17 protein-coding genes, 1 other RNA gene and 1 pseudogene are annotated in these 21,839 nt (G+C 45.3%); 10 read left to right on the forward strand and 9 right to left on the reverse strand.

The window, feature by feature from the left end; translation table 11 throughout:
- The first annotated feature begins 51 nt into the window (after positions 1-51).
- The 6 genes from AKN87_RS12410 (at position 52) to AKN87_RS01910 (ending at position 8,307) form a co-directional block, all read left to right on the forward strand.
- The gene (locus tag AKN87_RS12410; RefSeq protein WP_053102285.1) at positions 52-6,498 is read left to right on the forward strand and encodes a phage tail protein; all 6,447 of its coding nucleotides are present in this window, start codon (positions 52-54) and stop codon (positions 6,496-6,498) included.
- Complete coding sequence (locus AKN87_RS01895) at positions 6,495-6,851, forward strand: hypothetical protein (protein ID WP_053102286.1); 357 nt, start codon at positions 6,495-6,497, stop codon at positions 6,849-6,851. Before AKN87_RS12410 ends, AKN87_RS01895 begins: the two co-directional genes overlap by 4 nt.
- The gene (locus AKN87_RS12345) at positions 6,848-7,015 is read left to right on the forward strand and encodes a hypothetical protein (RefSeq protein ID WP_199533071.1); all 168 of its coding nucleotides are present in this window, start codon (positions 6,848-6,850) and stop codon (positions 7,013-7,015) included. Before AKN87_RS01895 ends, AKN87_RS12345 begins: the two co-directional genes overlap by 4 nt.
- Positions 7,016-7,077: 62 nt before the next feature.
- Positions 7,078-7,557, forward strand: a complete 480-nt coding sequence (locus AKN87_RS01900; protein ID WP_053102287.1) for a hypothetical protein — start codon at positions 7,078-7,080, stop codon at positions 7,555-7,557.
- Positions 7,550-8,038, forward strand: a complete 489-nt coding sequence (locus AKN87_RS01905) for a lysis system i-spanin subunit Rz (protein ID WP_053101827.1) — start codon at positions 7,550-7,552, stop codon at positions 8,036-8,038. Before AKN87_RS01900 ends, AKN87_RS01905 begins: the two co-directional genes overlap by 8 nt.
- 41 nt (positions 8,039-8,079) lie before the next feature.
- Positions 8,080-8,307 carry a hypothetical protein gene (locus AKN87_RS01910; RefSeq protein ID WP_053102288.1) on the forward strand — a complete coding sequence of 76 codons (228 nt, stop codon included), beginning with the start codon at positions 8,080-8,082 and terminating at the stop codon, positions 8,305-8,307.
- Between the two features lie 150 nt (positions 8,308-8,457).
- Here AKN87_RS01910 and ssrA read toward each other — a convergent pair.
- Positions 8,458-8,850, reverse strand: a transfer-messenger RNA (tmRNA) gene (gene ssrA, locus AKN87_RS12045).
- A gap of 210 nt (positions 8,851-9,060) precedes the next feature.
- Here ssrA and clpB point away from each other — a divergent pair.
- Positions 9,061-11,625, forward strand: a complete 2,565-nt coding sequence (gene clpB / locus AKN87_RS01915; protein WP_053099403.1) for an ATP-dependent chaperone ClpB — start codon at positions 9,061-9,063, stop codon at positions 11,623-11,625.
- Positions 11,626-11,704: 79 nt separating this feature from the next.
- Here the strand turns inward: clpB and AKN87_RS12565 are convergent.
- From AKN87_RS12565 to AKN87_RS01945, 6 genes and pseudogenes are all read right to left on the reverse strand, one after another.
- Positions 11,705-12,348: pseudogene (locus tag AKN87_RS12565) on the reverse strand (oxygen-binding di-iron domain-containing protein).
- 195 nt (positions 12,349-12,543) lie between these two features.
- Positions 12,544-13,521 (reverse strand): alpha-L-glutamate ligase-like protein, encoded by a 978-nt coding sequence (locus tag AKN87_RS01925; RefSeq protein ID WP_053102289.1) that lies wholly within the window; start codon positions 13,519-13,521, stop codon positions 12,544-12,546.
- Between the two features lie 6 nt (positions 13,522-13,527).
- On the reverse strand, positions 13,528-15,054 hold the full coding sequence (rloB, locus tag AKN87_RS01930; protein WP_053099405.1) for an osmotic stress tolerance membrane protein RloB: 1,527 nt from the start codon (positions 15,052-15,054) through the stop codon (positions 13,528-13,530).
- A gap of 4 nt (positions 15,055-15,058) precedes the next feature.
- Positions 15,059-15,589, reverse strand: coding sequence for an ATP-dependent zinc protease family protein (locus AKN87_RS01935; RefSeq protein WP_231692575.1), 531 nt, complete (start codon positions 15,587-15,589; stop codon positions 15,059-15,061).
- A gap of 220 nt (positions 15,590-15,809) precedes the next feature.
- Positions 15,810-16,961 (reverse strand): MFS transporter, encoded by a 1,152-nt coding sequence (locus AKN87_RS01940; protein WP_053102290.1) that lies wholly within the window; start codon positions 16,959-16,961, stop codon positions 15,810-15,812.
- Between the two features lie 76 nt (positions 16,962-17,037).
- Complete coding sequence (locus AKN87_RS01945) at positions 17,038-17,493, reverse strand: YhcB family protein (RefSeq protein WP_408033272.1); 456 nt, start codon at positions 17,491-17,493, stop codon at positions 17,038-17,040.
- Between the two features lie 225 nt (positions 17,494-17,718).
- On the opposite strand from AKN87_RS01945, the gene AKN87_RS01950 reads away from it, so the two are divergent.
- Positions 17,719-18,345, forward strand: a complete 627-nt coding sequence (locus AKN87_RS01950) for an alpha/beta hydrolase (RefSeq protein ID WP_053102291.1) — start codon at positions 17,719-17,721, stop codon at positions 18,343-18,345.
- An 18-nt stretch (positions 18,346-18,363) separates the two neighbouring features.
- Positions 18,364-19,710 carry a tryptophan--tRNA ligase gene (locus AKN87_RS01955; RefSeq protein WP_053102292.1) on the forward strand — a complete coding sequence of 449 codons (1,347 nt, stop codon included), beginning with the start codon at positions 18,364-18,366 and terminating at the stop codon, positions 19,708-19,710.
- Between the two features lie 70 nt (positions 19,711-19,780).
- On the opposite strand, the gene dksA is transcribed toward AKN87_RS01955, so the two are convergent.
- Positions 19,781-20,224: an RNA polymerase-binding protein DksA gene (gene dksA, locus AKN87_RS01960; protein ID WP_053099409.1), complete on the reverse strand. Its 444-nt coding sequence runs from the start codon at positions 20,222-20,224 to the stop codon at positions 19,781-19,783.
- A gap of 291 nt (positions 20,225-20,515) precedes the next feature.
- Here dksA and AKN87_RS01965 point away from each other — a divergent pair, with 291 nt between their 5' ends.
- The gene (locus AKN87_RS01965; protein ID WP_053102293.1) at positions 20,516-20,866 is read left to right on the forward strand and encodes a hypothetical protein; all 351 of its coding nucleotides are present in this window, start codon (positions 20,516-20,518) and stop codon (positions 20,864-20,866) included.
- Positions 20,867-20,874: 8 nt separating this feature from the next.
- On the opposite strand, the gene ypfJ is transcribed toward AKN87_RS01965, so the two are convergent.
- Positions 20,875-21,744, reverse strand: coding sequence for a KPN_02809 family neutral zinc metallopeptidase (gene ypfJ / locus AKN87_RS01970; RefSeq protein WP_053099411.1), 870 nt, complete (start codon positions 21,742-21,744; stop codon positions 20,875-20,877).
- Between the last annotated feature and the right edge of the window lie 95 nt (positions 21,745-21,839).

Raw genomic sequence — 21,839 nt, forward strand, 5'->3', positions numbered from 1 at the left:
TACTAAGACCCTCACATCGATGAGGGTTTTTTTATGCCTAAGAGAAATATCATGACTGTATCTGCAGTACTTAAAGGTGCAAAGAAAGGTAAGAAAAAACCACGTCAACCAGTAGAACATCCTGACACTGCACGCTCGGTTGCTTATGCTCGAGTTTTATTAGCTTTAGCTGATGGTGAGGTGGATCCAGAGATTACAGGTAAAAATATTTTACTAGATGGAACACCCATTCTAGATGAGCAGGGAAATGAAAATATTCCGGGTGTTAAGTGGGAGTTTCGGCCAGGTACGCCTCATCAGCTGCATATTGCAGGTATGCCTGTCGTTGAAAATGAAATTGGATTGGGCGTAGAACTCAAAAGTGACTCGCCTTTTGTCAAAAATATTACTAATACTCAGTTGTCAGCTATACGTCTACGTTTTTCTTGGCCGCAGCTATATGAGCAGCTAGGTAATGGTGACGTTGTTGGTTACAAAATTGTATATGCAATCGATATCGCGATTGATGATGGAAATTACCAAGAGGTTGGAAGCTATGTTATCAATGATAAAGTTACTACTGAATATCAGCGCTCTCACCGCATAGAGCTACCTAAAGCACTGACTGGCTGGCGGGTTCGAGTAAGGCGTTTAACACCTAATAAAGTAGGTGGCAAAGTAGCTGATACTATGCAGATTATTTCGCTAGCTGAAATTGTTGATGCAAAGCTTCGTTATCCCCATACAGCGTTATTATTCTTAGAGTTTGACTCAGCCCATTTTTCAGGGACAGTGCCCACAGTATCTGTTCGTAAAAAATGGAAACTAATTCGTGTTCCAAGCAATTACGATTCGATAGCTCGTACATATGATGGAGTATGGGATGGTAGTTTTGTATGGGCATACACAAATAATCCTGCTTGGATTTGGTACGATTTAGTACTTTCTGAACGTTATGGGTTAGGGCGCTGGATTAAGGCTAGCCAAGTAGATAAGTGGTCTGTCTATCGTATTGCACGTTATTGTGACGAATTAGTTCCAAATGGCAAAGGGGGTATGGAGCCACGTCATACCTTTGACTGTGTTTTTAATGATAGAAATGCAGCCTGGTCAACGTTGCGAGATATCGCAGCGGCATTCAATGGAATGACTTATTGGAATGGTGCACAGATTGCATTAGATGCTGATATGCCGCGCGCTGTTGAGTACGTTTATACCAATGCAGATGTAAAAGATGGACAGTTTCAATATGGCAGTCAAAAAGCAAATACTAAGCACTCTATTGCTTTAGTTTCATATAGCAATCCAGATAATCATTATGAGCAAGAGCCGGTAGTAGTTTCAGATGATGGCATGATTCGCCGTTATGGTATTAATCAAGTAGAAGTTACTGCTATCGGCACTACACGCGAGAGTGAAGCTCAGCGTCGTGGCAAACAACTATTGCTAACTAATAAGTTTGATCGAAGCATTTCTTTTGTGACTGGCTTAGAAGGGAAAATACCAGTACCAGGAATGGTTGTAGCTGTGGCTGATGAAAAGCTAGCTGGTCGTTCGATTGGTGGGCGCATATCTGCTGTAAGTGGACGCAAGATTACACTTGATCGTGAAGTTTCCGCCTTAGTGGGGGATAGACTCAAGCTTAACTTACCAAGTGGGCGCGCTGAGGCTAGAACTATTAGCGGTATTAAGGGGCGAGTAGTAACTGTAAACACTGTTTATAGTGAAGAGCCAAATGAGCAGGCTGTTTGGGTTTTAGAGCCCCTAGAGTTAAAGCTGCAGCAGTATCGAGTGCTGCGTGTAAAGCGTGCTAGCGGTTCTATAGAACATACTATTGAAGGCATTCAATATGAGCCAAGCAAATTTGAGCATGTAGAGCATGGTGCACGTCTAGATGAGCGGCCGATCACCGTGCGTCCACCAAGTGTTCAGGTGCCGCCAAAAAATGTAGTAATTAGTAGTTTTAGTACTGTCCATCAAGGCCAAGCAGTTACAACATTACGTGTGCAGTGGGAGCAAGTAGAAGGTGCTATTGCTTATGAGGCGCTGTGGCGAAAAGACAACGGTGACTGGGTTGCAGTACCTCGTACTTCTAGCCTTGGGTTTGAAGTGACTGGTGTATATGCTGGTAAATATGTTGCACAAGTCAGAGCAGTAAATGCTGTAGATGTACTGTCTTTGCCATCTTTTAGTGAAGAAACTTTAGTTAAAGGAAAGCAAGGAACCCCACCTCATGTTGCATTTTTAAAAACAGAATCTTTGGTTTTTGGTATCAAGTTGAACTGGGGGTTCCCAGTGCAAGGTGCACTTGATACTGAGCGAACAGAACTGCAGTACAAAGCTCAGAGTAATGAAGAGGTTCTTAGTTTAGGAAGTTTTGCCTATCCAGCAAACACGCACACATTAACAGGGCTTGGGGCTGGGCAGATATTTAACTTTAGAGCTCGTTTAGTTGATCGATCAGGAAATATTGGTCCGTGGTCAAATTGGATTTCAGGAGAGTCCAGTGCAAAGGCCGAAGAAATTTTAGACTACCTGTCAGGTGAAATTAATGAGACTCATCTTGGTAAGCATTTAAATGAAAAAATCAGCTCTATTGATCAGATTGATGAGCATTTAAAAAGTGTGGAAGCTGGTTTACAGCAAACTGAACAACTTTTACATGAAAAGATAGATTCGATTGATGCTCTCGAGTATGGACTGAAAGATCTTGATGTTGCTATACAGGAAACTGAAAAGCAATTGGGAGTTTTGGAGGGCAGTGTTGATACTAAGCTTGAAATATTTAATAAGGAGCTAGAAGAGCAGCTTTTTACTCTCAAGGAAGAAATAGAGAGTTTAGAGCAGTCAGGTCTATACGATGCTGAAATTGAATATTTGGCATCAGAAGTAGTGCTTTATGAAGGCGCTGTTTATAAAGCTAAGAAAGTCACAAAAGGCAATTTGCCAACCGATACCGTCTTTTGGGAGAAAATTGGTGACTACTCTTCAATTGATAATTTGGTAGGTGCTCTTGCAAGCCAGCTACAGGTTATTACTCAAAAAGTTAGTCAACAAGGAGAAGAGATTGCTACGCAAAGTGGCTCAATTACTAAACTATCTTCTAGCTTAAAGGTTGCCAATGAGAAAGCACAGCAAGGTATTGACGATGCCAAGGCTGCTAAGCAACTAGCAGAGACAAAAGCTGATGCCGCTGCAGTAGCAGCATTAGATACCAAAGTCACTCAGCAAGGGCAAGACATTGCATCGCAAAGCAACTCATTGACCAAGCTGACTGCTGACTTAAAAGCTACGGACAGTAAAGCACAACAAGGTATTACTGATGCGGCAGCGGCCAAAAAGCTCGCCAACACCAAGGCCGATGCCACTGCAGTAGCAGCGCTAGATACCAAGGTGACTAAGCAAGGGCAAGATATTGCATCGCAAAGCAGTTCATTAACCAAGCTGACTGCAGACTTAAAAATTATGGATGGTAAAGCAGAGCAAGGAATTGCTGATGCGGCGGCTGCCAAGAAACTGGCTGGCACCAAGGCCGATGCTGCTGTGGTTCAGGCATTGGACACCAGAGTGACTCAGCAAGGTCAAGATATTGCTTCGCAAAGCCAATCTGTGACGAGTTTGAAAGCTGCGATAGATGCTCTGCCTAATACAGGCGTAAACCTTTTAGGCGCAGAGGCATCAATGGCTGCGACTATGGATGGCACATCTATGTTCAATGCCAGTCGAGAGTTGTTGGAGATAGGATCCGGGGTTGGTGTTTTAGACGCTGCTCTTAAATTTAAGCCTGATACTGCTGATAAAGTGGCGCTGTTTAGGTATTCACGCAGCGCTAATACTTGGGCAAACATTGAAGAAGAGAAAAACTACATTATCTCCGCTTATGTCTTCAGTCCCATCAATAAGCGACTACAAATATTAGGCGTAATGGCTAATTCAGAAACGAATCCGCCGTGGTTTAATCGTTACCCCGCTGAAACTTCAGAGCGTTTTTCAGAAATTACGGGTGGTGAATGGACGAGGGTTTCTGCTGTCGTCAATGCACCTAAGGATGCCGTGATTCTGGGCATGACAATTTATATCAACGAAGAAAACTCACCGATTTCGGAGGAGAATTTTTTGTTGATTAGCCGAGTCATGGTTGAACAGCAGGTCGGAGATAACCGTACACCTTCGCCTTGGGTGCCTGGTAAAGCAGATGCTGTGTTAAATGCGAACGCTTCAGCTTTGGCAGTATTAGATGCTCAGGTAACGCAGCAGGGTAAAGAGCTTATTTCTCAGAGCGGCTCAATAACGAAGCTTTCTTCTGACTTAAAAGTTGTTGATGATAAGGCTCAGCAAGGTGTTGATGACGCTACGGCTGCTAAGGCATTAGCTGAAACGAAAGCCGATGCCACTGCGGTTCAGGCGCTGAATACGAAAGTCATTCAGCAAGGTGAAAAGATTGCGTCGCAAAGCAGTTCATTAACTAAGCTGACTGCAGACTTAAAAGCTACGGATAGTAAAGCACAGCAAGGTATTGCTGATGCAGCGGCTGCCAAAAAGCTGGCTGGTACCAAAGCTGATGCCGCTGCTGTTCAAGCACTGGATACGCAAGTCACTCAGCAAGGTGAAAAGATTGCGTCGCAAAGCAGTTCATTAACTAAGCTGACTGCAGACTTAAAAGCTACGGATAGTAAAGCACAGCAAGGAATTGCTGATGCAGCGGCCGCCAAAAAGCTGGCTGGTACCAAAGCTGATGCCGCTGCTGTTCAAGCACTGGATACGCAAGTCGCTCAGCAAGGTGAAAAGATTGCGTCGCAAAGCAGTTCATTAACTAAGCTGACTGCAGACTTAAAAGCTACGGATGGTAAAGCACAGCAAGGAATTGCTGATGCAGCGGCCGCAAAAAAGCTGGCTGACACTAAGGCCGATGCCGCTGCGGTTCAGGCACTAGACACGAAAGTCACTCAGCAAGGTCAAGATATTGCTTCTCAAAGCCAATCTGTGACGAGTTTGAAAGCTGCGATAGATGCTCTGCCTAATACAGGCGTAAACCTTTTAGGCGCAGAGGCTTCAATGGCGGCGACTATGGATGGCACATCTACGGCCTATGCCAGTCGCGAGCTGCTGGAGATAGGCGCTGGGGTTGGTGCTTTAGACGTAGCTCTTAAATTCAAGCCTAATACCGAGGAAAAAGTGGCGCTGTTTAGGTATGCGCGCAGTGCTAATACTTGGGCAAACATTGAAGAAGAGAAAAACTACATTATCTCCGCTTATGTCTTCAGCCCCATCAATAAGCGACTGCAAATATTAGGTGTAACGGCTAGTTCAGAAGAGGGGTCTCGTACTTGGTTGAATCGTTACCCTGTTGAAACTTCAGAGCGCTTCCCAGAAATTACTGGCGGTGAGTGGACGAGGGTTTCTGCTGTCGTCGATGCACCTAAGAACTCAGCAATTCTGGGTATATTAATCTATATCAACGAAGAGAAATCTCCGATTTCGGAGGAAAACTTTTTGTTGATTAGTCGAGTCATGGTTGAGCAGCAGATCGGAGATAACCGTACACCTTCGCCTTGGGTACCAGGTAAAGCAGATGCTGTATTAAATGCGAATGCTTCGGCCTTGGCAGTATTAGATGCTCAGGTAACGCAGCAGGGTAAAGATATCCTTTCTCAAGGACGCTCCTTGACTGAAATATCCGTTAAGGCGAACAAAAATACAGCAGCAATCCAACAGGTATCTAGCGCACAAGCTTCTACAAGTGGAAAGTTATCTGTAATGCATAGCGTAAAACTTGCTGTTACAGCTGATGGCCGTTATTACGCAGCAGGCATGGGGATTGGAATCGAAAATACCCCTAGTGGAATGCAGTCTCAGATGCTTTTTAGTGCGGATCGCTTTGCATTTTTTAACAATGCTAATGGAAAAGCTGTGTCTCCTGCCGTTATTCAAGGGGGGAATATTTATCTAAATAACGCTTTCATTCAAAATGCGACTATTACATCAGCCAAAATAGCAGACTCTGCAATTACTTCTGCAAAAATAGCTAATGCTTCAATTACTTCTGTAAAAATAGCTAATGCTTCAATTTCATCAGCTAAAATTGGTAATGCCGCTGTAGACACATTAAAAATTGCTGGGCGAGCTGTAACTCTGCCATATAGCGTGATTATATCAAGTCAGTATATATGGAATGTAAGCCCTAATCAGTGGAGAGAAATTGCTCGATTAGTTGTTAGGCCCAGTGGAGCCACAGCGAATATCTCTTGTAGTGTTGAATCTTATATCGTGTCAGGGGGTGATGTATGGGCGCGTATGCGTTTACGACGTTTAGAGGGAAATAAAATTCTTTGGTCTGTAGGTGGGCATGTAGGTTTGATCATTCGGTGGGGTGAAGCAGTAATTTCTTCATTTACAGTTGAGGACTCCTACAGCGGCAGTACTGCAACTTATGTTTTAGAAATGGTTCGAGATAGAGACTTATTTAACCAAGGTGCAGTAGGAACTCGCTCTATAACTTATACAGAGTTCAAACGATGAAAATGAAAAAGTTTATTGTTTATGATTCCTTAGGAAAAATTTTAAGAACAGGAACATGTCCTGAAGAGGGCTTCGAAATTCAAGCTCAAACAGATGAGTTTGTAATGGAAGGGATGGCTATAGATTCTTTTGAGTATGTTCGTGATGGGAAAATTTTACCTCGACCGACCATGAATATACATTTAAATGGAACAGTGCTTGAAGGGGTACCAATTGGCTCAAAAGTCTATGTAGATGGTGAGTTTACAGGTATCTGCGAGTCTGGCTATGTAGAGTTTAATAAATCTACTCAAGATAGCTATCAGATTAAATTTTCATTATTTCCATATCTAGATAGTGAGATAACAGTATGAATTTAAATTTGCCTAGCAAGTATCAGGATCGTCGCATAATGGACTATCCTGAGCTTTCAGAGCAGTTAGATATGCTGTGGCATGGAATGAATAATAACCCTGAAAAGCGTATTGAGCCTTTCTACTCAGCCATTAAAAAAGTAAAGGATAGCCACCCTAAGTAAAAAACGAATGATTTTAAAACCCGCTACGGCGGGTTTTTTATTGTCTATAGAAAGGTAACCTAATGCTAAAAAATGTAATCCAGACTGCGATTGATCCGGCGCTGGCACTTTTACCTGCGCGTATGAAAAGTAAAAAAGCGGTAGTAATGATGCTAGCCATAGGCTTGCAGGAGTCTCGCTTTATTCATCGCCGCCAAATTAAAGGACCAGCGCGTGGCTTTTGGCAATTTGAGAAAGGCGGCGGGGTGTATGGTGTTTTGAATCATCATATGACTAGAACACTAGCTGCAGATATCTGCATTAAGCGAGGCATTCGATCTGATAGTACAAGTGTTTACAGCAAGCTTGATCGGGACGATATCTTGGCAGCTGCATTTGCTCGGTTACTTTTATGGACAGATCCACGATCACTACCAGAGCTTGGTGATGCTCAGGCAGCATGGGATTTATACCTACGCACATGGCGTCCAGGTAAGCCGCATCGGCACACATGGAATGATCTTTATCAGCAGGTATTAAAAGCGGTGGCTGAGTATGAATAAGTCTATTTATTTAGGACTGTTGGCTAGCGCGGTTATGTTTGCGGCAGGCTGGACGGCTAGTAGCTGGAAAAAAGATAAGCAAATAGCTCAGTTGGAGTTAAGCCACGCTAACTATTTGCGCGGTCTAGCAGAGCATAACGCCAAGGTTATTAATAATCTATTTAGCGAGGCAAAGGCTAAGCAACAGGCACTAACTGAGCTTGAACAAAAGCACTATCAGGAGTTATCACATGAACAAAAAGCTAATCAGCAGCTTATTACTGAGCTCGCTAGTGCTAAGCACCGGCTGTCAGTCCGTATCGAGCCAACCAGCTGCTCCAGTGTACCCACCAACACCGAAACCATCGGTTTGGATGATGCAGCCGGAGCCCGAGCAGAGCTACACCCAGCAACTGCAGCAGATATTTTCCGAGTAGCAGCACAGGCTGATGAATGCCGGGCAAAACTAACAGCGCTACAAGAATTTGCTAATCAGCTTTAAGCACCTACACTAAGAAATAACGAATCTTAGCGAGGTGATATATGGATATTAAGAAGCTAGTGACAGAGGCTAAAAGGCTAATTCCCGACCATTATGATTATGCGCAAAACTGGCTTGATGACATAAAGGATACGGCTGGTTTCGTGGAGGGGCCAGAGCAAGCTATCAGATACTTCATGATGGGAATGTTTTTAGCCGGTGCGATTACCATTGTTCAGCTTGAAGAGTTTGAGGTGATGGTAACGGGAATGAATAAAGTTTTACATTAACTCTAGGCGTAAAAAAGCCCCAGTTAAGGGGCTTCTTTCTAGTAAAACAATGCTGCCCAAATGCTGCCCAAATGGAGTTAAAACCACTCTAAACGGGTATCATTTTTGGGCATTGTAAAAACATAAGTGCTTGATTTTACTAGGTTTGTTTGGTGGAGCCGGGGGGATTTGAACCCCCGTCCGCCAGCACTCTGCTATCGGTTCTACATGCTTAGCCTTGTCTATTAAGTTAACCCTAGGCGACCCGACGGGCAGGGTGCTTTGGGCGAGTTGTGTAATATTTAGCTGCTTGGTCCACAACATACCGCACAGCGATTCTGTTCTATCTGACAATCACTTCGAGTTTACAGACATCCTCTAATGATTGCTGGCGCCGAAGCATCCAGAAGGGAAGGGCTAAGGCCGCTTACGCAGCTAGAGCGTATTCCCCATAAGTTTCGTCATTGGCAACTATAAAAGTTACAACAGTGGATTTACGAGTTCTGTTACCAACTCGGCATGCCCCTCAAGTTTTGTATCCGGCGTCGAATCCTAATCGGCCCCAGTCTTACAAGACTATTAGGTGAAGCTGATGATACAGGAACCATTTGTAAAAGTCGAATTCTATTTGGTTTCATGATTAATTCATAGGTTGCTGCTAAAAGCAAGGCAAGGCTTGAAATAGTAAAATAAGCCCATAAATAGTAGGTATTCCTGGTGAGCTTTTAGGAACGATTGAGCAAGCTCACCTTATTTTCAAATTTGAGGCAGATTATGCGTATAGATCGTTTTACCAGTCAGTTACAAATGGCTTTGGCGGATGCACAATCCTTAGCTGTAGGTAAGGATAACCCGGCAATTGAACCAGTTCATTTATTTAAAGCACTGTTGGATCAGCAAGGTGGGTCGGTTCGGCCCTTGTTGATGCAAGTGGGCTTCAATATGCAAAAGTTGACCAGTGACTTAAATCAGTTACTTGAGCAACTGCCGCAGATTCAACAACCTACCGGTGATGTCAACCTTTCGCAAGATACCGCTCGCTTGTTGAATCAAGCCGATCGATTGTCACAGCAAAAAAATGACCAGTATATTTCCAGTGAATGGGTGCTGCTAGCAGCGATGGATAGCAACACGGCATTAGGTAAAGTGCTGTTAGAGCAAGGAGTCACAGCAAAAGCGCTAGAAAATGCGATTAGTAATTTGCGCGGTGGTGAAACCGTGAATGATCCTAATGCTGAAGAGTCGCGTCAAGCGCTGGATAAGTACACCATCGATCTTACCCAGCGTGCTGAAGAAGGTAAGTTGGATCCTGTGATTGGTCGTGACGATGAAATTCGTCGAACCATCCAAGTGCTGCAGCGTCGTACAAAAAATAACCCTGTGTTAATTGGTGAGCCAGGGGTTGGTAAGACGGCGATTGCTGAAGGATTGGCGCAGCGCATCGTCAATGGTGAGGTGCCCGATGGTTTAAAAGGTAAGCGCTTATTATCGCTAGATATGGGCGCGTTGATTGCCGGAGCAAAGTTTCGTGGTGAATTTGAAGAGCGCCTGAAAGGCTTGCTCAATGAAGTGGCTAAGCAAGAAGGCCAAATCATCTTATTTATTGATGAGCTGCATACCATGGTCGGGGCGGGTAAAGCTGACGGCGCGATGGATGCCGGTAATATGCTAAAGCCTGCCTTAGCGCGTGGTGAACTGCACTGTGTGGGAGCTACCACGCTTGATGAATATCGTCAGTACATTGAAAAAGATGCTGCTTTAGAACGTCGTTTCCAGAAAGTATTGGTGGATGAGCCGAGCGAAGAAGACACTATTGCGATTTTGCGTGGCTTAAAAGAGCGCTATGAAGTGCACCATAAAGTAGAAATTACTGACAGTGCAATTATTGCGGCGGCTAAGTTGTCGTCACGCTACATCACCGATCGTCAGTTGCCAGATAAGGCTATTGACTTAATTGATGAGGCCGCCAGCCGTATTCGGATGGAAATTGACTCTAAGCCTGAGGCGCTAGATAAACTGGATCGTCGCTTGATTCAGTTAAAAATTGAGCGAGAAGCACTGAAAAAAGAAACCGATGAGGCGACTAAAAAACGCTTAGCTAAATTAGAGCAAGAAATCACTGAGTTGGAACGTGAGTACGCCGACTTAGAGCAGATTTGGAAGGCTGAAAAAGCTGAAGTACAAGGATCTGCTCAGATCAAGCAAAAAATTGAACAGGCACGTCAAGACTATGAAATTGCAAGGCGTAGCGGTGACTTAGCGAAGATGTCTGAGTTGCAGTACGGTGTTATTCCAAAGTTAGAGCGCGATTTAGCTGAGGTGGATGAGCACAGTAAAACGGAAAATCAGTTGCTACGTAACAAAGTAACTGAAGAGGAGATAGCGGATGTAGTGTCCAAATGGACTGGAATTCCTGTTTCGAAAATGATGGAAGGCGAGCGTGAAAAGCTACTGCAAATGGAGTCTTTATTGCATCAGCGCGTTATCGGCCAAGATGAAGCCGTAACGGCCGTAGCTAATGCCGTACGCCGTTCTCGTGCTGGCTTGTCTGACCCTGATCGCCCTAGTGGTTCATTTTTATTCTTAGGTCCAACAGGGGTGGGTAAAACTGAACTCTGTAAAGCTTTGGCAGAGTTTTTGTTTGATACCGAAGATGCCATGGTGCGCATTGATATGTCGGAGTTTATGGAGAAGCACTCGGTGGCCCGTTTAATTGGTGCGCCTCCTGGTTATGTAGGCTATGAAGAGGGTGGTTATTTAACCGAAGCTGTACGTCGTAAGCCTTACTCGGTAGTACTCATGGATGAAGTGGAAAAAGCGCATCCGGATGTGTTTAACGTGCTGCTACAAGTGTTGGAGGACGGGCGCTTAACCGATAGTCAGGGGCGTACGGTTGATTTTAGAAATACCGTGATTGTAATGACCTCTAACCTTGGTTCTATGCAAATTCAAGAGTTAGTCGGAGACAAAGAGGCACAGCGTGCTGCGGTAATGGATGCGGTGGGTACGCATTTCCGTCCTGAGTTTATTAACCGGATTGATGAGTTGGTGATCTTTGAGCCTTTAGCTAAAGAACAAATTGCCGGTATTGCAGAAATTCAGTTGGGTCGGTTACGTCAGCGTTTAGCTGAGCGTGAACTACACTTGCAGTTAGGCCAGGATGCATTAGATAAGTTAGTAGCGGTTGGTTACGATCCTTTATATGGCGCACGCCCACTAAAACGCGCGATTCAACGCTGGATCGAAAATCCATTAGCGCAAGCGATTTTAACTGGAGCATTTGCGCCGGGCAGTACTATCCATGCACAAGTGAAGCAGGATGAGATTGTTTTTAGTTAAGGTTAGCTAAGCAGGACAACTCTAAGTCTAAGGCCTGAGGAAACTCGGGCCTTTTTTATGCAATAAAACGGAGCTGAAACTAGTCTAATTTGAGTAGTTGTTGGGGCACTTGATAGCTGTGCTGATTGACTAAATCAATGCCACAGTCGAGTGTTTCAATCCGACTTAAAAACTGCTCAATCATTCCTTTTCCCTTAAAGAACCGGCCATGTTGCGGCACGAACATTTCTACATTTAGCTGCCGGACCATATTGTCCTAAAGGTGGGGCACTTGTTTGCTAACCATATACGTTGATGAAAGCCTTGCATGCTAGGGGCGTGCTCAGCAAAGGATTCAACTGCAGGTTACCAACTGAGTGGAGAAAGTGTGCAGGTAAGGCGTTGAGGGTGGTATTGCCAAAGCAAAATTGAGTACCTGCATCGGGAACGGCAATCACTCGATCAGTAGTTTTAATGCCATGATTTTGGGTTAAGAATACAGCTGACAAGTGCGGCAAAAAGCGCGCCCACAGTTTGAAGGTAATCACTTTAGCTGGAGTATGGAGTAACCATCTATCCAGCGCAGCAATAATACCTGGATCTCGGTGCGAGGCAAAAATATAGGTTAGGCTGCGCGACGAAATATAGCGAGAAATTTCAATGTTTAATGGAGTAAAGGTTAGATCTCCACCGGGATCTAGTAAAACTGATTGGACTGAATAACATCTCCAGTGACTAAAACATTAAACATTGATGGCTACCATCATCAAAGAGAACAGCGGGATCGCGACGCGTCACAGCCTATGAACTGTAGTTTACTGGCAGCTAGTATGCTTTTTTCAGAAAAATATGGGCTTATGGATAACAACAGAGTTGTGATCAGGGTCACATTTAGTTGGCAGCGCTGCAAAGTATTGGCTAAGCAGCGCGATTGTTTGGTTATGGTTTGGCGGCAGCAAAGTGTTGTTGCACAAAGGCTACGCGTTGCTCGACACTTTCGGTTTTATCTTGACGTTTAAGCTCAGCAAGATGCTGCTCTACAGCATGGGTGCGCGTAGTTAAGCCGGCATTATTAGCGATTTGAATATTTAGCCCAGGACGGGCGTTAATTTCTAAAATTAACGGTCCTTGTTCTTGGTCAAGTACCATATCTACACCAATGTAACCAAGTCCACACAGCTCATAGCAGCTAGCAGCTAAGTGAATGAAGCCTTGCCAGTCAGGAAGTTGCACGCCTGCCACTGGATGTGTGGTGTCAGGATGCTTATTGATTTTGTTGTTAAGCCAAGTGCCTTCTAGGGTTTTTCCCGTGGCTAAGTCAACACCAACACCGATCGCTCCTTGGTGCAAGTTAGCTTTACCGCCTGATTGGCGGGTAGGTAAGCGTAGCATGGCCATAACAGGGTAGCCCATCAGGACAATGATGCGAATATCGGGCACCCCTTCATAGCTAATGCTTTTAAAAATGGGGTCGGGTTTGACGCGATATTCAATCAGCGCCCGGTCACGAGCGCCTCCTAGTGAGTATAGGCCAGTTAAAATACTGGAGATCTGATACTCAATTTCTTCGTGACTCATGATTTTGCCCGAGACGGTGCGATAACGCCCTTCAAAACGGTCAGCAATCACAATGATGCCGTCACCACCGGCTCCCTGAGCCGGCTTAATGACAAAGTCTTCATGGCCATTAATGATTTTGCTAAGTTGGGCGATCTCTTTTTCAGTTGAGATCACACCATACATTTCTGGGACCTTAACACCATTTTCTAGAGCGCGTTGCTTGGTGAGGATCTTATCGTCAACGATCGGATACAGACTACGTTTGTTGTACTTTAAAACATAATCGGCATTGCGGCGGTTAATCCCCATGATTCCCAGTTTACTGAGCTCGCGCCAAGTTTTTATTAGACCAAACATAACGGCTTAATCCTTTAAAAATGCTTTGAAGCGAAACAGTTCAGTTAAGCGATAACCACGGTAACGGCCCATGGCTAACATAAAGCCGACCATTACTAGCAGAACACCAGGGAAAGTGAAGATAAAGTAGGTCAACTGCGGAATCGACATTAGGTAATGCGCAAGTGTGGCAGCCACTAAAGTACCGATTGCAACTTTAAACGCATGGCCACCACCACGCTCTTCCCATGTAATTGAGAGGCGCTCAATAGTCATGGTTAAAATCACCATGGGGAATAACGCTACGGATAGTCCGCGCTCTAGACCTAGCTTATGGCTAAGCAGGCTAATAAAGGCGATTAACACCACCACAAAAGTTAGCACCACCGACAAGCGTGGCAGCATTTGTAATTTGAGGTGTTCTAGGTAGGAGCGTAAAGACAGTCCGAGTGTGGTAATAATGGTGAATAGCAAGATTCCAAAACCCAGCTGAGTTTCACGAAAGGCTAGTGCAATCAGAACCGGAGTAAAGGTGCCTAAGGTTTGTAAGCCACCGAGGTTGCGTAGAATTAAGATCACCAAAACGCCAATCGGAATCATGATCATGATTTGGTAGGTTTGCTGGGTTTTCAACGGCAAGCCATACAGCGAGTAATCTAAAAAGTCAGCGTCAGTGCTTTCACCCGCTAGCTTAGCTAAACGCATAGCATTCATTTCGCTGTTATTGAGGGTGAAGCTCACTTGCGGTTTGCTGCCGCCTTCGAGTGATAATAAGGGCGCGTCTCCAGTCCACCAAATGATTCGGTCGCTAGGTAAGCCTTGCTCGCCAGTCTGTGGGTTAAAGTACAGCCAGTTTTTACCATTAAAGCTACGTAGCCATAACTCGGGTGATTGTTCGGTATTGGCCACTAGGCGCAGAGTGTGCAGACGCTCCATAGGCACGTGGGCAATGGAGAGAATAAGATCAATAACTTCTGCTTTACGCTCGCTAGACGTATTGCCGCCAAGCAGTAATTTGACGTTATCGTCATTAGTATTGTTAACCCGCTTAATGGCTTCACTAATAAAGGTTTCTACGTCTGCAGAGTGTTGACGAATCGGTGCTAAAAGGGCTTCGGCAGCAATTTTTTCTGGGCCATCAATTACCGTTGACTCGCGATAAATTGGGCCTTTCGCTTTAGTTTGTTCACCACTGTAGCGCTTGGTCATAACTAAGCGGTAATACAGTGTTTGTTTGCCGCTGGCACGACGTGCCGACCAAGTTAGGCGGCGATTTCCTTCAGCCTGATTGACGCTCACTCCATAATTATGCGAGATAAAGCTTTCGTTGAGGCTGACATAGTCTTGATTCAGTGGCGGAATAAACATCTGCAGTTTAACTGGTTCGCGAGCGTGGGCTTGAAACTCTACACGCGCGTCAATATTCCATAAATCATCGGTTTCATCTTCAGTGACAGGAATATTGAGAACAAAAATTTGATAACAAGTCACCAGTACACCCAAGGTAACCAACAAGGTGATTAAAACTTTGAGGTGCATATTTAAAGAACGCATAGAATTACTCGGCCGATGATTGGGAAGAGGGTTTACACGCAGGCTCGCCTGCTACGTAGTTTTCACTGACGTCAACCAGTGCGCCAAACTGAGTGAGGGCGTTAGAGCCGATCAGTAAAGGAAACTTGAAGGCACTACGGTCAGTGAGATTGACTTCAATGGTGTGACGTTGGTTGCCCAAACATACCGGTAAATGCACGACCGGGCGGCGGGTATAGGTTTCCTCATCACCTTCTTCATCGTAATCATCCGAGCGACGTTTAATTTTACTGGTGCGCACTAATGGCAATTCTATTTTATTGTCGTGAGCTTCATCGATCGCAAGGTAAAATTCTACCCACGATTCGCCATCACGTTTAAATCGACGAATATCGCGGGCGCTTAAGGAGGCCGTTTGTGCTCCAGTATCGAGCTTAGCTTCCACCTTTAAATCAATAGCGCTAATACTTACTTTTTCATATAAACCATAAATGGTTTTGGTGTTTAGTTTCGTTTTAGGCGCTTGTTCCATAGGAGTACTTTCGGCCTGTGCCATGAAGGGCAGGCAAGCCAAACCAAGTAAAAGTATACGAGAGTATTTATTCATAACATCAATCTTGACTATAAAACCAAACAGCATGCAATAGGGGGTAAGTACATTTTTTTGCTAAAGCGTTCATCTTTTTTTGGAAATCTCGTCATTCTACTGCGCACCACATAAAATAACCATGTGCAGACTAGGGGGAGTGTTGATTATTTTTAAGCAGCATCAGTAGTTACTGCATACGCTGATAGAAACTGCCTAATACTGACACCATTAATAGCAATACCGCTAAGGCGATAAATGCAGCCGTTAGGCTGCTAAGCTGGGCTACTCCGCCAAGTAATGCAGGACCTGCTAGTACTCCGGCATAACCAATAGTAGTGGCTGCCGCTACGGCTAAATGGGTTGGCATGAGCTGTTGTTGGCTGAGTGAAGAAATCAACACGGGTGAGATATTGGCGCAGCCAAGTCCACAGATACCATAGCCTATCAGAGCAAGAGTCCAGTGTGGCGCGAGGATACTGAGGCCAATTCCTAAGGCAGCGATTAGGCCACCAAGTACCACGGTTTTTACTACGCCAAAATAGGCAACAATCTGACTGCCCACAAAGCGTCCTAGCATCACCATCAAAGAAAAACTGGCATACCCAAGGCCTGCTTGGCTGCTTAGCATCTCTTTTTGTTTGATTAAAAACAGTGCGCTCCAGTCCAGTACCGCGCCCTCTGCCAAATAAACGATAAAGCACATGCCGCCAATCAGCGCGACTAAAGAGGTTGGTTTCATAAAAGAGCTGCCACTGGCTTTGGTTTTGTCACTCAAAAAGCCTGGATACCCAAGCGTAACTGCAATCAAGAGCACAGCCATCATGAGTAATAAACTATATTCAATGGCTAAGCCTGCCACTAAACATAGGGTTAAGAGCAGGGCGCCACTGATCGTGCCTAAACTAAAAATACCATGTAGGTTAGGCAAAATTGAGCGTTTAAGGCCTTGTTCGACCACTAACCCCTGAATATTCAGCACTACATCTAATAAGCCAAGACTGCCACCAAATAAAAACAGTGCCAGCCCAAGCCAGTAAAGTGAGTGGGTGTAGTTCATTAAAAACAGCGCAATGAGCAATATTAAGGTGCTGCCAATAATGCAGCCGCGTATGCCAACACGTGAAGAGAAGAGTGCAGTCATTGGCATAAACAGGAGTGAGCCGATACCAATGCAAAGCAGCATTAAGCCAAATACCCCATCACTCATTGGAATTCGTGCACGTACATAGGGGACTAAGGGCGCCCATAGCGCTAAGCCAAAGCCTGCAATAAAAAAGCCAAGACGTGAGGCTTGCACATTGCGCGAAGTGATAGCAGTGGCAGAGCTAGAGTTTGGCATACAATTGAGAAAGGTTATAGTTAAAAATTAAAATGCCGCTAATTACTTAGCGGCATGGATGTGTAAACAGCAAAGACTAATCACTGGCTTTAGTTTTTAGTCCATAACTCTCATCGAGTGCGCCAATGTCTTGCTCGCCTTTAGGTGCATAGTCTTTAGGTGGTTGAGCGCTAGCAGTTAAGGTGCTAGTGCCGATACGTTCTTTCTTAGATTCGTTATCTTGTAGGCGAGCGAGGAGTTTTTGACGTGCTACCTCATCTAGGGTTAAGCGTTCAGCACCCATTGCCAGGTGTTCTTGCACATCTTGATAGTTTTGATTCAAGGTGTTCATCAGCGAAGCGGTGGTGTTGATATGGGTGGCCACATCTTCTTGGTATTGACTAAAGCGTAGCTGTAAGTCATCTAGTTGTTGCTGAGTTTGCGCGGGCGTCGACTGGCGGGCTTTAGCGATAATTAGCCCGATAATTAATCCCACAATAAAGGTTGCGCTTGGCAGCAGCCAAATTGGCATTAAGAATTCTGAATTGCCCACAAGATTTCCTCTCTTGATCTGACCTCGGTACAGGGGTGCCGCTCTAAAATAGCCTAAATGACTGATTTGCGCGCCATTCAAGGGAAATTATTTCAGCGGCTGCTTAGAGTTTGTTACCCTAGCGAGTGTACTAAAGAAGCTAAACGTTAGACTAGTACTTATTTAGTTGCCTGTTAGCCTCTGTATAAATCTGGCTAGCAGAAGCTAGGGCTGAGGAGATAAGCATTGAGTAACACAGAAATAGCTGTTTCAATTGCAGGTACAGTGGGGACGCTAGAAGGGCGCTATTTGGATCAAGGGGCCCAAGGGGTTGTTTTGATTGCTCACCCTAATCCGGTCAAGGGCGGAACCATGCAAAATAAAGTGATCACCACTTTACAGCGGGTTGCCCGAGATGCGGGCCTAACCACACTGCGTTTTAATTATCGTGGCGTGGGTCAAAGTCAGGGGCAGCATGATATGGAGCAAGGTGAAGTGGATGATGCACTTGCGGCGCTAGAATGGCTGCAAGCTAAATATCCTGTTGCGCCGGTGTACCTATTAGGCTTTTCCTTCGGTGGCTTTGTGGTGGCAGCTTTAGCTGAGCGATTAGCTGCGCAAGGTATTTCACCTCATCAGCTGTATATGGTTGCACCAGCGGTATCAAGGGTAGAGCCTGAAGCGCTAGCCGCGCTATCAACCCAGCTCACGGTTATTCAACCAATGGCCGATGAAGTGATCGAGCCTGAGTTAGTGCTTCAGTGGACACAGCAGTTATCTATTCCTCATGAGTTGATTCAGGTGGCCGGCTGCAGTCATTTTTTTCACGGGCAATTAACGGTATTAAAGCAATTAGTCGCAGAGCGACTTTAATGGGAAGAACGAGACAACATGACTAAACGAATTTTAACCGGTATTACAACAACCGGTACGCCGCATTTGGGAAATTACGCAGGTGCTTTACGTCCTGCAATTATGGCTAGCCGCCAAACCGATGCTGAGTCTTTTTATTTTTTAGCGGATTTTCACGCATTGATTAAATGTGATGATCCTGCACGAATTCAAAAATCTCGTTTAGAAATCGCTGCAACTTGGCTAGCAGCCGGTTTAGATGTTGAGCGCTCGACCTTTTATCGTCAGTCAGACATTCCGGAAATTCCCGAGTTGTCATGGATTTTAACCTGTATTTCTGCCAAGGGCTTGCTCAACCGAGCCCATGCTTATAAGGCAGCAGTGGATCAAAATCTTGAGCAGCAAGAAGACCCTGATGCAGGGATTAGCATGGGTTTGTTTAGTTATCCGGTGCTCATGGCAGCTGACATTTTAATGTTTAATGCGCATCAGGTTCCGGTGGGCCGAGATCAAATCCAGCACGTGGAAATGGCGCGCGATATTGGTCAGCGTTTTAACCACCTATTTGGCAAGGGTCAAGACGTGTTTACCTTACCTGAAGCCCTGATTGAAGAAGATGTGGCAACGTTGCCGGGGCTAGATGGGCGTAAAATGTCCAAAAGCTACGATAATACGATTCCGTTATTTTGCAGCGAAAAACAATTAAAAGACTTGGTATCGAAAATTGTCACAGACTCTAAATTGCCAGGAGAAGCAAAAGATCCTGACGACTCGCACCTGTTTACTTTGTATAAAGCGTTCGCAAGTCATGAGCAAGCACAGCAGTTGGCTGATGACTTGAGGCAGGGGTTGGCTTGGGGGGAAGCCAAACAGCAACTGTTTAACTTACTCAACCAGCAACTGGCAGAGCCTCGTGAGCGTTACCATGAGTTAATGAGTAAGCCGCAGGCGCTGGAAGATATTATGCAAATGGGGGCGGCGAAAGCACGTAAAATCTCGGTGCCATTCTTAGCAGAAATACGTGAAGCGGTAGGTTTGCGCTCATTTAATCAGAGTCTGCAAGTGGCGGTTAGCGGGACTAAGAAAAAAGCCAAAGCAGCAAAAGTTGTGAGCTTTAAAGATGAGCAAGGCTTTCGCTTTCGCTTGGTGGATGCTGAAGGACAAACCTTACTGCTCTCTAAGGGATTTAATGACGGGAAAACGGCAGGGTTAGTCAGCAAAGAAATTCAGTCAGGCACGGCGCTAGATTTACGCACCGATGCAGGCATTGTTAGCTTATGGTTTGCAGGTGAGGCAGTGGCGGAAACTGAAGCTTTAGTCAGTGGTGAGCAAGCTAATCAACGCATAGCGCAGATTCAAGCGGCTTTGCAGCCTGAAGAAGCTTAATTGGCAATGATTGAGGTTAAGGGGAAAGGTTAAACTTTCCCCTTAATAAAACGTTAATGTATTGCGCTGATTAAGAGCCGATTTGTTTCTCACGAATTTCCGCTAAGGTTTTGCAGTCAATGCACAGGGTAGCGGTAGGGCGCGCTTCTAAACGGCGGACACCAATCTCAACGCCACAAGCTTCACACCAGCCGTAATCGTTGTCTTCAATGATTTGCAAGGTTTCATCAATTTTTTTGATTAACTTGCGCTCACGGTCACGGGTGCGTAATTCAAGGCTAAATTCTTCTTCTTGGCTGGCGCGGTCGGCAGGATCAGGGAAGTTAGCCGCCTCATCCTTCATGTAGCTCACTGTACGATCTACTTCTTCCATGAGCTCTTTTTTCCAGCTAAGGAGAATTGAGGTGAAGTGAGCACGCATATTATCGCTCATGTACTCTTCGTCTTTGCCTTCCTGATAAGGTACAAATGCGCGGACTAAGTCGGTGCTTTGAGTTTTTGCTTTACTTGGCATACTGACGGCCTCTTTAGAACTTTGTAAATCCAATTTTCTAGATAGGTGATTGGCTTAACGAGTGTGTTTGACGCTAAATTCACTCAAAAAATCTTACCTAGCGCTTACAAGCGGGCGAACTTACCAGAACCGATCGCTAAGCGCTACTACTAAACGCAAGTATTCGGTAAAAGTGAGTAAGTGGGGCAAAACTAAAGACAGTGTTAGAATGCGTTGCTCAGTAATAGTTTCTTTTTATATAAGATAAGTTTTTAAAATTCAATACGTTAGTGGAAAGTAAGCAGCAAGCAAATGATTAAATTAAATAAGGCAAATCGCTATGGGTTATGTGGACTGTTGTTGCTGTTATTAGCAGGCTGCGCCCAGCCAACTCAGTCTCCTCGAGCCACCCTGTATGATTGCTGGGATGCCAGTGCCCGAGAGTTAAGTGCATGCAGCGATGCGGCATGTCGTAGTCAAAGCGTAGGCAATGCTAAAAACTGCGCGGCTAAAGCCCAGCCTGACCAAGCATTTTGTGCTCAGGTACCAGCAACCGTTGCGCTGCAGCAAGAAGTCTTAGCGCTCAGCTGTAAGCCTTATTTAGATGCCTTTAGCGAGTGCCAACAAGCGCTGCGGCATATTGCCGGCGCCTGTTCACGTTAATTGGCAGACTAAAGTGTGCGGGCGCTGAAGCTGTCGCACTGAGTAAGTTGTCCGCTAGTAAAACCTTGCTTAAACCAGCGTACCCGTTGGGCTGAAGTGCCGTGGGTAAACGAATCGGGAGTCACTTGCCCAGTGGCTTGATGCTGCAGGCGATCATCGCCAATAGCATTGGCTGCGTTTAAGGCGTCCTCTAAATCGCCGGGTTCAAGCCACGCATGGCGCTGTTGGGCATGGTGAGCCCAAACGCCGGCTAAACAGTCGGCTTGTAATTCTTGGCGAACCAGTAAGCCATTGGCGCCTTCTACTCGCTGTCCACTGCGCCGCGCTTGGTTGACCTGCGCGGTTACCCCCAATAGTGTTTGCACATGGTGTCCCACCTCGTGTGCAATGACATAGGCTTGGGCAAACTCTCCGGCTGCTTGAAAGCGAGTTTGCATTTCTTTAAAAAAGCTAAGATCCAAATAAACTTGCTGATCGGCAGGGCAGTAAAAAGGACCTACGGCCGAATCAGCAAAGCCACAGGCTGAGCGGATGCCGTGATTAAAGAGAATTAGTTTAGGTTCTTGATAGGTTTTGCCTAGCTGCTTAAATAATGTCTGCCAAGTGTCTTCAGTGTCACCAAGAATTGACTCAACAAAATGCACCTCTTGCGATTGTGTTGCGCTAGGAGTCGAAGGCGTGCTGTTACTGCTGACACCACCTTGCTGTAGCACTTGTCCAGCAAGGCTACCTAGGATCTGTAGCGGATCTTGCCCACTCATAAGGCCTAATACTACGACAATGGCGATTCCGCCTAGGGTTAAGCCTTTGCCGCCAACTGTCGTGCGGCCACGGTTATCTACCACGTTACGGCTTCGACGACCTTTGTTCCAGCGCATAGTGATTACCTCTTGTTTAAGTCGCCTGAGCGGGATTGTGCTGCTTGCTAGGCGTATAGAAAATAAAATCTTGGCGAGGTTCGCCAGTAGGGTCA

The organism is Thiopseudomonas alkaliphila, from assembly GCF_001267175.1.
GTDB classification, from domain to species: Bacteria; Pseudomonadota; Gammaproteobacteria; order Pseudomonadales; family Pseudomonadaceae; genus Oblitimonas; species Oblitimonas alkaliphila.

Excerpts from the sequence above, each read along its gene's own strand:
- AKN87_RS12410 (WP_053102285.1), top strand. The coding sequence starts at position 52 with ATGACTGTATCTGCAGTACTTAAAGGTGCAAAGAAAGGTAAGAAAAAA.
- AKN87_RS01895 (WP_053102286.1), top strand. The coding sequence starts at position 6,495 with ATGAAAATGAAAAAGTTTATTGTTTATGATTCCTTAGGAAAAATTTTA.
- AKN87_RS12345 (WP_199533071.1), top strand. The coding sequence starts at position 6,848 with ATGAATTTAAATTTGCCTAGCAAGTATCAGGATCGTCGCATAATGGAC.
- AKN87_RS01900 (WP_053102287.1), top strand. The coding sequence starts at position 7,078 with ATGCTAAAAAATGTAATCCAGACTGCGATTGATCCGGCGCTGGCACTT.
- AKN87_RS01905 (WP_053101827.1), top strand. The coding sequence starts at position 7,550 with ATGAATAAGTCTATTTATTTAGGACTGTTGGCTAGCGCGGTTATGTTT.
- AKN87_RS01910 (WP_053102288.1), top strand. The coding sequence starts at position 8,080 with ATGGATATTAAGAAGCTAGTGACAGAGGCTAAAAGGCTAATTCCCGAC.
- clpB (WP_053099403.1), top strand. The coding sequence starts at position 9,061 with ATGCGTATAGATCGTTTTACCAGTCAGTTACAAATGGCTTTGGCGGAT.
- AKN87_RS01925 (WP_053102289.1), bottom strand. The coding sequence starts at position 13,521 with ATGTTTGGTCTAATAAAAACTTGGCGCGAGCTCAGTAAACTGGGAATC.
- rloB (WP_053099405.1), bottom strand. The coding sequence starts at position 15,054 with ATGCGTTCTTTAAATATGCACCTCAAAGTTTTAATCACCTTGTTGGTT.
- AKN87_RS01935 (WP_231692575.1), bottom strand. The coding sequence starts at position 15,589 with ATGGCACAGGCCGAAAGTACTCCTATGGAACAAGCGCCTAAAACGAAA.
- AKN87_RS01940 (WP_053102290.1), bottom strand. The coding sequence starts at position 16,961 with ATGCCAAACTCTAGCTCTGCCACTGCTATCACTTCGCGCAATGTGCAA.
- AKN87_RS01955 (WP_053102292.1), top strand. The coding sequence starts at position 18,364 with ATGACTAAACGAATTTTAACCGGTATTACAACAACCGGTACGCCGCAT.
- dksA (WP_053099409.1), bottom strand. The coding sequence starts at position 20,224 with ATGCCAAGTAAAGCAAAAACTCAAAGCACCGACTTAGTCCGCGCATTT.
- AKN87_RS01965 (WP_053102293.1), top strand. The coding sequence starts at position 20,516 with ATGATTAAATTAAATAAGGCAAATCGCTATGGGTTATGTGGACTGTTG.
- ypfJ (WP_053099411.1), bottom strand. The coding sequence starts at position 21,744 with ATGCGCTGGAACAAAGGTCGTCGAAGCCGTAACGTGGTAGATAACCGT.